9 protein-coding genes and 1 pseudogene are annotated in these 11040 nt (G+C 59.3%); 2 read left to right on the forward strand and 8 right to left on the reverse strand.

The window, feature by feature from the left end; translation table 11 throughout:
• Positions 1-129 precede the first annotated feature (129 nt).
• The 3 genes from FJT57_RS12330 to FJT57_RS12340 form a co-directional block, all read right to left on the reverse strand.
• Positions 130-732: an ArsR/SmtB family transcription factor gene (locus tag FJT57_RS12330; protein ID WP_162524344.1), complete on the reverse strand. Its 603-nt coding sequence runs from the start codon at positions 730-732 to the stop codon at positions 130-132.
• A gap of 144 nt (positions 733-876) precedes the next feature.
• Positions 877-2265: a S8 family serine peptidase gene (locus FJT57_RS12335; RefSeq protein ID WP_162524345.1), complete on the reverse strand. Its 1389-nt coding sequence runs from the start codon at positions 2263-2265 to the stop codon at positions 877-879.
• Between the two features lie 514 nt (positions 2266-2779).
• Entirely contained in the window at positions 2780-3724 is a 945-nt protein-coding gene (locus FJT57_RS12340; protein ID WP_144905658.1) for a hypothetical protein, read from the reverse strand.
• A 280-nt stretch (positions 3725-4004) separates the two neighbouring features.
• Between FJT57_RS12340 and FJT57_RS12345 the strand changes: the two genes are divergently transcribed.
• Positions 4005-4940 (forward strand): glycosyltransferase family 2 protein, encoded by a 936-nt coding sequence (locus tag FJT57_RS12345; RefSeq protein ID WP_144905660.1) that lies wholly within the window; start codon positions 4005-4007, stop codon positions 4938-4940.
• A gap of 240 nt (positions 4941-5180) precedes the next feature.
• Positions 5181-5627, forward strand: coding sequence for a hypothetical protein (locus FJT57_RS17460; protein WP_449405210.1), 447 nt, complete (start codon positions 5181-5183; stop codon positions 5625-5627).
• Here the strand turns inward: FJT57_RS17460 and FJT57_RS12355 are convergent.
• From FJT57_RS12355 to FJT57_RS12375, 5 genes and pseudogenes are all read right to left on the reverse strand, one after another.
• Entirely contained in the window at positions 5605-7227 is a 1623-nt protein-coding gene (locus FJT57_RS12355; protein WP_144905664.1) for a hypothetical protein, read from the reverse strand. The genes FJT57_RS17460 and FJT57_RS12355 overlap by 23 nt on opposite strands.
• Positions 7228-7284: 57 nt before the next feature.
• Positions 7285-7650 carry a DUF7344 domain-containing protein gene (locus tag FJT57_RS12360; RefSeq protein WP_144905666.1) on the reverse strand — a complete coding sequence of 122 codons (366 nt, stop codon included), beginning with the start codon at positions 7648-7650 and terminating at the stop codon, positions 7285-7287.
• A gap of 135 nt (positions 7651-7785) precedes the next feature.
• Positions 7786-8088 carry a helix-turn-helix transcriptional regulator gene (locus tag FJT57_RS12365; RefSeq protein ID WP_144905668.1) on the reverse strand — a complete coding sequence of 101 codons (303 nt, stop codon included), beginning with the start codon at positions 8086-8088 and terminating at the stop codon, positions 7786-7788.
• A 324-nt stretch (positions 8089-8412) separates the two neighbouring features.
• Complete coding sequence (locus tag FJT57_RS12370; protein ID WP_162524346.1) at positions 8413-9630, reverse strand: helix-turn-helix transcriptional regulator; 1218 nt, start codon at positions 9628-9630, stop codon at positions 8413-8415.
• Between the two features lie 474 nt (positions 9631-10104).
• A pseudogene (locus FJT57_RS12375) lies at positions 10105-11040 on the reverse strand (right-handed parallel beta-helix repeat-containing protein); the annotation flags it as partial.

Below are 11040 nucleotides of genomic sequence, written 5' to 3' on the forward strand. Positions count from 1 at the left end.
AAGTGGTTTCCTATTAAGCGTATCTCAACCAGAAATGTTTACATCCCCCGTCGGGACCCGAGTATCATTGAGCAGGGGGGAGCAGCCGAGAGATGTCGTCAAGGACCGCTCACTGCCGAGAGATCGAGATCAAGCGCGTGTGAGGCCGACGGCGACGAACACCGCGATGCCCCCGAGGAAGAACAGCGCGCCCGGCTCAGCGAGGAGCAGGACGCCGCGGAGAAAGGTGTTTCCGTCCGCGACGCCGAGGCTGGCGGGCTCGAAGAGCGATTGTGCGGCTCCTCCGAGGAGCCGTTCCGCCGTCGCTTGTACGGCCACACTCACCAAGGCGAGGACGGCCACGCCCGTCACCCAGTCCGCGAGCGAGCGCCTGAGCGTTTCGCGCTGGGACGCCGACGAGGATCCGACGAGAACGATCGGATCGGCCGCCGGGGCGTACACGGTCATCTCGTTGCCCTTCTCGGAGAGCCGCGTCCCGACCGATTCGACGACGCCAGCCGTACGGAGCTTCGAGAGGTGATAGTGCACGTTCTGCACCGAGGTGTCGAGTTCGCGGGCCAGTTCGGACGGCGGAGCGGGGTCTTCGTGGAGCGCGTGCAGGAGCTGTCGGGCGGTCTCAGAGCCCAACGCGTCCACGAGTTCGCCCGCGTCGTCGGCGACGACGTCGAAGACCGCCGGATCGGCGTCCGGTGGTCGCGTCCAGTTCCCGAGCCGTGCGATCGGTGAAGACATCCGTATCGTGGCTGTTGGTGGACGGGGATTATCAACGTGGGTGTAGCTTAAGCGCGTATTTGAGGGTTCAAGCGCCATAGCGAGAAGGTGGGCCGCACTGATCGGAACGCAGATCAGCGTGGGTTGAACAGAGCGCGTCCCAGATCAGCGTGACCGGGCGCGCTGGACGGCAGCGACGACGTCGAGCCGCCCGGATCCGGCCGCCAGATCGCGTCCCGGCGGGCCGACGTCACCCGCGGAGGCTCGGAGGATACCTGCGACATCGGAGGGGTTCAAGTCGGGAGCGGCGTCGAGGACGAGCGCGACAGCCCCAGCGGTGCGCGCGGCCGCGGCCGACGTTCCGGGTGATCCCGCCGCGATCCACGGCGACGGGGGGGCCACGACGTCGACGCCCACAGCTCCCCGTACGGTCGGCCCGCGCCCGCTATGGGGGGAGACGCCGGATGCGGATGAGAACGCAGTATGGCGCTCGCTCGCGCCGGTATCCGATCCTGGGGTCCGATTGGCGGGCACCGACGCATCGCTCGTCACACCGACCGCGATGACGCCGGGGACGCTCGCGGGAGCGGCGATACTTCCGGCGGGGCGGGGTGAGGCGAGCAGATGGGTGGGCGTGGTCACTTCGACGCGTACCGTCCGATCCCGGTCAGCACTGGCGTCCGTCGACCCCGTTTCCGCGCCGGGTTCGGCCGGTCGAACGACGAGCGCGTATTCGCCAGCGGAGAGGTCCGCGACGAGGCGCTGGCCGCTCCGTAGCCCCGTCGAATCGGAGACGGACACGAGGTTCCACCGCTCGCCGTCGTCGACCGCGCGGAGGAGCGCGAGCGTGAGATCGACTTCGGTCGGTGGATCGGCGGTGAGCCACGCCACGAACCGCCCACGGATCGATGCCGAATCGACGCTGTCCGAGGTCCGTGACCCGTGCCCGGCCGCTGAATCGACGCGCGGCCCGATTCGGAGTCGCCGTCGACTACCCGGTCTATCACCCGCGAGGGCCGCGTACGGTCCGTGCCAGTGGCCGAGAGCTGCGTTTCCGGTGGGAGCGACGAAGACGCAGCCGTCCTCGATCGCTCGACGAGCGGCGCGAAAGACGGCGGATCGACGTGTCGCCGTTGTTCCGTGGGCGGCGACCGGCGCGACGATGACGTCGGTACCGAGCGCCCGCGCCCACTCTATCGCCTCGACGAACTCTCCGAGTCGTCGGAAGGATGCGAGCGAGAGCCGGGCGGACGGAGCGAGACGGGCGACGGAGGCGGCCGCAGCCGTCCCGTGAGTCGTGCCGTCGGCGACGGCGCGTTCGGATCCGAACTGCCGAATCTCCTCGATAGACCCCTCGACAGCGGCGTGGGTCGGGTCGAATCCGGTCGGGTCCAAGACGGCCACGTGGACCTGTCGTCCCGTGATGTCTGCAGCGTGGACCCGGTCGATCGAATCCGCGTCGTCGAGTGATCCGCCGTCGTCGTCGAAGAGCGCGAGATCAGGGAGTTCCCGGACCGACAACAGTGTCGCGGTAGCCGCGCTGCCGAGTGCCACGGCTCGCCGACGGCTTATGTGAAATCCGCGGTTCTCACGGGGATCACTCGGCACGTCCCAAGCGTTCCGCACCGATAATTTTCAGCGTATCGATTCGCCATCATTTCAAATGGATGAGTTGGCGACAGTGGTTACCCGTAGATCTGCGACCAAACGATCGTCACAGAGATATTCACTGACTGTTCCATTGCAGAGTCGGGCATCCCCGTTGAAATCGGATGTGTGACCGGAGACGACGAGATCGACAAGTCAATCGTATCCGATCTGTTCCGCATTTATATAAGTATATAGTATATAATAAATTATATAATACCTAGATTAGGTTTGACACATTACGGGGATACACATAATATAGCCCCGATATTCCCTGAATATTATGATACGATCAATAGAGGTAGCTGTAAATTAAGATCACTAAATGGACTGTATTTCTTAAATATAAGAAAAATATGATTTAGTTGAGGGTGAGCAAAAATGTCAGCAGCCGACGCTTGTCGTCGGTTCCTTCCGACGGCTATGCCCCCTCCTCGGTTTCAATCACGATGCGAACCGCATCGCCATCCTTGAGATAATATCCCGTCGGGTCAACCGGTTCACCGTTCACGGTTACCAAGACAGTCGTGCCAGCGTCCTCGTCGGAGTAGGTCGTTCCGTTATAGGTGATACTGTTTCGGTTCACGTCGATGTCTTCAAGCGTCGAGAAGGCGTAGGCGGGCGTCACACTCCACGAATGAGCGTGCCACGGTTCGGCGTGACCACCCTCGAAGTGGAAGTGACTATTGTGCCCCGCTGCCTGCCACTTGTCTCGGCTGAAATCGAGAGATTCTCCGTTCACCTTGAATTCGACCGAACCGTGGACGTGGAGGCGATCAGGTGGGATATACTCCCCAGGTACCGACGCGTCCGTCTCTTCGGTGAGTACGAGCACCCATACCTCATCGCCGTCCGCCAGTTCGTACTCGACAGGATTCACGGATTCGCCGTTGACTCGGTAGACGAGTTGGGTCCCGTCCGTCGACTCGGAGTAGGTGGTCCCGCCGTACGACAGCGAGTCGGAGTCGGCATCCAAGCCAGCCGATTCGAGAGCGCCAGCGAGCGTCACTGAATCGTCCGCGTGCCACGTGTCCGGTTCGTCATCGTCCGCCCGGAACGCGACAGAGCCCTCGACAGTCTCAGAGAGGTTCAGCCGGTCCCCATCGACGACGACCGCCATCAGTCCGGTCGTGGCAGCGTCGTCCCCGTCCGTTTCGCGGTCGCCTCCGGTGCGTTCTTCGGTCGGTTCTTGGTGTGTTTCAGTCACAGCGGGAGAAGTCGTCCCCGTAGTCGCCGGGGACGACGTGTTCTCGTCCGATTGGACGTCCGTAGCCGTCGAATTGTCGGAAACGAGCCCCGAACAACCGGCAGTGACAACGAGGAGTGCGACGAGCGCCAGCGGGAGCGCGCGCGTTCGTAGATTCATATCCACCGAATGAGGCCACGGGCAAGAGAGATATTATTATCAGGAGGGTAGATCGGCTTAGCTCTCGTATAAGTGGCTTCTTGGAGATATTCTCTCTCGAGAAGCCGCTTCACGATGCCGACAGACGCCCTCATCCACTCGGTCCGGAGTAGCTGACCTCGACCCCGCCGCGCTGACAGCAGACGGTCGGGGCTGCTGTGGAGAGGACAGTGAATCGCCCGCACGGGTGATTAGACGGCAGATAATAATGGCCGTCCGTCTCGTCGAGGATTGTATCCCAATGCCAACCGTCAGCGTCGTCATTCCCACGTACAACCGAGCCGATGCGGTACAGCGGACGCTAGATAGCGTGCTCGAGCAGTCCCTCGAAGATATCGAGGCGATCGTCGTCGATGATGCCTCGGCGGACGAAACCATCGACGTTGTTCAGTCGTACGACGATCAGCGTGTCACGCTCCTCAGCCACGAGACGAACCGCGGGGGAAGCGCCGCGAGAAACACCGGGATCAAGGAAGCGAGCGGTGACTACATCGCGTTCGTCGATTCCGACGACGAGTGGCTCCCACGGAAATTGGAGCGACAGGTACAAACGCTCGAACGCAAGGGAGAGAACTGGGTTGCGGCCTACTGCGGTGTCGAGATGATCCCCGAAACCCCTCCCGGCTTGATCAAACGACTCGCGACCAGCTACTTCTCGCGGCGGCGTGATACTGAAGGGGCCGAGGGCGGAGAGGAACTCGTCCGCGAGGTGCTATCCGATGATCTGCACACGAGTGCAGGGTCCACTCTCCTTGTCGAAGCGGATGTGGTGCGAGCCATCGACGGCTTTGACGAGTCGTTCGATCGGTTCCAAGATTCCGAGTTCCTCATCCGCGTTCTTCAGCAGGGCAAGCTTGCCTACGTGAATGCGCCACTGGTGCGTCGCTACGAATCCGGGAACCCCTCGGCCGCAGAACTCGAGGCGGCAGATCGCCACTACCTCCAAGCCTTCTCGGAGACGGTCAAAGAGCTGCAGTCGGACGGATGCGACATCGTCGGTGCCCACCGGTATATGTTGGGTAAGGCACACATTCGCGAGGGGAACCTACTCAGCGGTGGTCGCTATCTACTCGAGGGACGACGGCCAACGTTCCGTCAATGTCCCGGCCTCGCGTTCACGGTCTATCACGGTATCAAGCGTAATGTCGCCTCGGTTGGGCGGCGACAAGGCTCCTAGCGTGTGAGGGTGGTTCGTTGTCGAGGGGGCGAAGTCCTCCGACACCACACAAGTTATTAGGCTCGGAATTCAGTCGATCACTATTATGAACGCGACTACAGCGATTGCGTACACCGAGAGACGGATGTCGACGCGTATAGGGCAACCAACTCCATCGAAAGCGGATAGATGAGTGGAAGTCTCGGTGATCCGGGTGAGACATCGAAACACCGGATGCGGATTCTCCACCTGCTTGAAGAAATGGACGAGCGGGTAACTGTCGACCAGATAGTCGATGGACTCCGAGACGAACCGGAGCGGCGTCCGGACCAACCCGGAAAAGCCCGGACGTGGGAAGATCTCCACCGACAGCTTCACGACGAAGATCTGCCAGCACTCGATCAGGCGGGTCTGATCACTTTCGATACGGACCGAGGTGTCGTCATCCGCCATACGGCCAGTGAGTCACAGTACACCGCCCGGGACAGGAAAGTCAAACCGAAGGGACGCGGACAACCGGATATCCGCGGGGCGAGCGCCGTTGAAGTCGAACGGGTCTTTTTACTCCTCGCGATCATCTCTGTCGGGAGTCTCATAACGACCTCGCTCGAGTTGGGGCCGTTAGCCACTCTCTCGACGGCGACCGTATCTTCGGTACTGCTTGTCGCGTTCGTTATTATCTCGATTATCTCGGCAGTGTTCCAGTGAGGCTATCGGGAGCAGGTTCGTCGCGACGGGCGGTGAGATTGACCCGATAGATTGTGACGCCCTGGTTCTCGTACGCCACCTGATAGCGGTTCGAACGGTTCAACGTTTGTCTGAGAGGGACCGTCCCATTCTGGCTTTCCCCTCGGACGGTGTAGGACTCCTTCGGCACGTAGAGGTAATTCGGCCGGACGTCGGCATCTCGTAAGCCCCGCGTGATACACTGCTCCGAAGAGCAGGTCGATAGAGTACGATACTGCGATAACTGTGAATTATAACGGGTCGGCCCCTCCCACTCGATTCCCCAGGGGCCAATGAGAATTGTTCGATCCGCCAAGAGGGGAAACCACTCCGCAGCGTCGCCCAGAACTACGAAGTCTGCTGACTGGGCTGTATTCTGTGAAACCCAGGTCATTGCGGTTTCGTCCGAACGGTCGATGAACTGTGGCTGCCACCGATTCGTCGGGTCTGTCGAAGTGAGGGTCGCGGCGCTAGAGACCAAACTGACCACGATAACGAAGACGAATACGACGGCGAGAGCGCGGTGCAGCGTTGGTTTCCACGCCCTTGCCGAGGGGTCTCGGAGGGTGTTCCGTGCGACGGCGACCAGAAACGAGCCAGCCATCATCGAACCGGCGACGAACTGAAACCGGGCTTTACCGAGAACGAACGCTCCCGTAACGAGCCACGTGGGCAACAGCAGCCGTTGTCGTCCGAGGAAGTAGAAGGTGCCTGCGAACGAGAGCAGGAAGAAGATTGAAGTTGGATAGCCCGTGACGAGCGGATAGACGAACTGATCGAAGAGTCGATCCAATCCACCGAACAGTCCGGAGTGCGTTCCGGCAGCGGCGAAGAACACGTCAACGCCGTGCCGTCGGGCGACGCTGTACCACCACGGTGAGACCAGTACGATTCCGCCGACCGCGACGATGCTGCCAGAAACCAGTCCGCCGAGGGAATGATCAAAGGCGAGGTAAAAGAGCACGTAGGTTAGTCCGAAAAAGACCGTGTAGATCGGATGCGTGAGCACGGTCGCCCCAAACAGGAGAGTCGACGGGATTAGCCACTGCCGGTTCCCGGAACGGAACAGTCTGAGGCCGGTGTAAGACCCTGTGAGCACAAGGAGGAATGCCATCGCTCGAACCAGCCCACCCGCCGAAAGGTGCCACTGGAGCGTTGGTGACGCCATCGCGAGAATGATCGTCGCGAGTCCAGCCGCGGCCGCCTCCTCGAGCAGTTCTCTGGCGAGGAAATAGTACGGAATCAGATAGAGGACTGTCAGTAGAACCGGTAGATAGCGACTCAGCGCAATCGGATCGACGGGGACGGAGTCGAGGATGAAGGCGTTCACGTAGAACATCAGCGGTGGATACGCGAATGGAACGCCCCGACTCGTGTAGTGTGAAATCGTCTCCGGGAACCCATACCCGTGGGCGAGGATCTGCTCTGATATTTCGAGATAGAGCCCCGCGCCATACGCCGGATACGGGTGTGTGATTAGGTATACGAAGGCAACGAGCAGACCCACGCTGAGACTGAGACTAACCCAGAAGAGGTCGTTCCGTGTCGGAAGCCCGGGTGTGAGTACGCTTCGGTCACGCATCGGCATCCACCGCGCAAGAGGCCACCGTTCGTTGCCGGGAAAGGCATCGATTCACGGTCATACTGATTCCGGGACTGTGAGAAACGCAGCGACGACGCGGAGGTTCGGTCCCGACGAAACAGATCGCTCTGAATCCTCGTAGTCGACGATGTCGTGATCGGCGAGCAGCGGGAGATGAGTTTGAACGAAGGAGACGTAGACGCTCTGATTGAGACTCTGAGAGGGCGGGCCATCGTCGGTTATCGCAGCCGCCACCGTATCTGCAATCTGCCGAACAGACACCTCACGGTCGACGGGCTGTCGAACCAGGAACGAGATGCACTCGCGCCGTCGCTCATTACTGAGAACGTCGAAGATAGCGTCCTCTGAGAGCTGTCCCTCGTATAGGTAGATCGCGGTCGGTTTGTTCGGATCCTCGGTCATAGCTTTGGGTGGAACGTCTCTACGTACACCCACTGACGCCAGTGATCGTTCTTATTATATGCTCACTAAGTGTACACTACGGGCATAAACGGAATAGTTCGGGTCTCGACGGCATTGGTTTCGATCGGCTGCGAGTCATTGTGGTACCATCTCCTCGTTGACAGCGTCATTGAGGTACTGGTCCTGCCACTCGTGATGATCTCGAATGACTGCGGATCCGGGTCGGGTGAGCCGATATTCGTTCGCGCGTCCGGCGCCCGTGTTCTTGCGGATGAGCGATTTCTCGACGAGAATATCGAGGTTGTGATAGAGCCGTCCCGAGAGAACAGACGAGTACTTGGCCCGCTCGAGTTCTCGTTTCAGTTGTGTCCCATCTGTCGGTTCGAGGCTACTGAGGACAAAAAGAAGGTCACGCTGGAAAGCCGTTAATTCCTGCATCGACTGTTTCTCAGCGTGGAAACCCCATATTACCCGTTGATCTTCCCGTTGCTTTCGGGCTGAAAGCGGTTCGAGAAACGTTCTGGGACAGTTTAGTAGAGATATAATGAATACGTATGCCCCGTTAGGTCAACGTGGCGCCCACTGTGCCGTACTCCCCCACCAAGCGGTCATGGCGCCTGCTATCTCGCCGGTTGCAGCACTCCTTTCACGACGCAGAGCCACCCCAAATTTTTCACCCGGTCGAAACGGCTTCACGTTCGCCGCGGGCCCAGCGATAGGGTTCGGTCTTTGCTGGCTATCTCACGGACGGGTCGTTGGTGGCTACCGTTGTGCCCGCTCCGAATCATCAGCAGCCGACTCCTCGTCAGCGATCTGGATGACGTTTTCTCGGCCGATAGTGATCTTTTTGATTTCTCCCTCCTCGTCCATTCGCGTGAGGAGACGGCTCACTTTGGAAGAGGACCAGTCCGTTTGTTCCGCGATTTGCTTTTGTGGAAGCGTTCCATCCGCTTCCCGCAAGAGGGTTAGTACCCGGTCCTCGTCAGTTTCGATCTCGGGGGGTTGCATACTCATAGCAGGGGCTGACTCCCCGGTTCCCCCCCGAGTGATTTCAGTAGTCGATGGCCCCGGATCTTCAGTCGATTGGTCACCGTCTCCGGTTCCAGCTATCAGATTGTCCCAACCGGCCGTAGAGTCCGCGTCAACCACTCGACCGATTCCCTTGAGGGCGGTCATCCCCGTGACTAAGAATACTCCGAACACAATGCCACCGATGTCGAGGACGGATGTCGGCCACGTTCCCAAATCGACTTCTGTGCTGTCACTCAACCCATCGCCGTCCGTGTCGGGATCGGTCGGGTCCGTGTCGTACTCGTGTACCTCGACACCGTCGCGTAATCCATCATCGTCCGTATCGGGATCAGTCGGATCCGTGTCGTACTCGTTCACTTCCGACCCGTCGTCCAGGCCGTCACCGTCCGTGTCGGCGATAGTGGCGTTCGTCTGACCGGACAGTTCCGAGCTATCGCTCAACCCGTCGTTATCCGTGTCGTTCGAGAGCGGGTCCGTTCCGTACGTTTTGATTTCGGCGCCGTCAGACAGACCGTCTGAATCGGAGTCAGACGACAGGAAATCGGTCCCGATCTCTGCCTCTCGTTCGTTCGACAACATATCGCTATCGGGATCTGCATCCCGCTGGAGTACCTCTACTCGGTACGTTTTCGTCGACACGGTGGAGTCATTGCCGAACAGTTTCTGAACAGAGAGTGTCACGTTCTGTTCATCGGCGTCCGTCGGCCAGTCCTCAAACGTGAGAGTTTGCGTGTCGTTGGTACGTATTTGCGAACAATCGAGTTCGAACGACGTGCCGTTGGGGACCTTCGTCTCCGCACACAGCGCGTACCCGCTGATATTCGACTGGTTGGTGATGTTTGCCGAAATGGAGTGCGATCCAGATTTCCAGACGAACGTCGTGTTATCATATGTTCCTGCGGTACCATCCCCGAAGCGGGCATCGACAATCACCGGTTCATCACTCACAGCTGCGACCGGTGAAATACAGAGACCGATAAGGGCGGTGAAAATTATTGCGAGACGGAGGGCGGTACTCATCCGTAACACAATCCCCGCGCTACACCATCATAATAATTTTGACTTATGTAGCTAAAATTTTAGACCCGGATTGAGGAGATACAAGAGACTCAGAACACGGTATTTGAACGTATGTGTAATTATTAAACAGGAATAGCCGAAGGAAATGTATTCCAGTGGTGACATTATTTATGCGTTACTTACAGATAGTATTTCTATCGCATCTCGTTCGATGTCGATAGACGGCGCAGACAAGTGAGTGTCGGGGTCGGTACCCACGCGCGTAGAGAAATAGGGCTGCATTAGGGCTGCATTACTGGAAGGCTATCGAACATCGGACCGAGAACCACCGAACGTGCCGCCGGAGGGTAAAAACGCAATCGCTGTGTGACCTGTCACCCGCCGCCAAATCGGCCGAGCCAATCAGGTATCGGGGAAGTCGTTACCCTTCATATAGAGGTTCTCAGATCCCTTATCCCAGACCCCGTTGTACAGCTTGTTGCTCACCACGTCCACGTCGCTCGTGTGATCGAGAAGTTTGAGAGCCTCGTAGTCACCGAGCGACCGAGCGGTGACGTCCTCGATGAGTGTGTCGTCCCCGTCGTTGACGATCGGAATGTGTGTCGTCTCGTAGTAGCCCGAATACACGTAGCAATCCCGGCCGCTGATGTACAACCCGCGTCGGTAATCCGGTCCCGGTTGCTTGACGACGAGACGGCGGAACAGACAGTCGTCCCGCCCACAGCGGATTGCGTGGCGTCCACTGTCGTCGCCGCTGGCATCACCGGTCACTGTCACCTCCCAACAGTCGACGACGCCGCCGTCAGGTTGAATGAGGATCGCCTGCCCCCCTTCACGGATCTCGATCTCAGTGGTGTAAATGTCGGTCGGACCCGCTCCCGGTCTGACCACGATTCCGTGGTTCACCGCGTCACCGACAGTGATCGCGGAATCTTGAATTCGTGCCTTCTGGATATCTCCCATGACGGTGATGGCGTGGCCGTTGGGTTCTTCGAGACGAATCTCGGTGTTGTACACCCACAAGTGGCTTCCCTCGTCGAGGCGGATCCCACGCTGGTTACCGTCCTCCGGCCGATTTTCGTCGACGACGACGGTAGCGTCGTGGATGTAGCTGTAATCACCCGAAAGTCGAATACTGGCCGCGTTGCTGTTCTTGTAGACGCCGCCCTTCACGACGACGCGACCATCTGAGCAAGACGCGTAGAGGCCGTTGTCGGGGAAGCCGCCGAGTTCGCAGTCGCGGAACCAGAGTTTCCCCTTGTGGCTCTGCGGGACGAGGATACCGGTGGGACCCTTCCAGATCGTGCCGATGGTGTTTTTGGAGTGTTCGCCGCCGTC

Source organism: Halobellus captivus (assembly GCF_007655485.1).
Classification (GTDB): Archaea; Halobacteriota; Halobacteria; order Halobacteriales; family Haloferacaceae; genus Haloquadratum; species Haloquadratum captivum.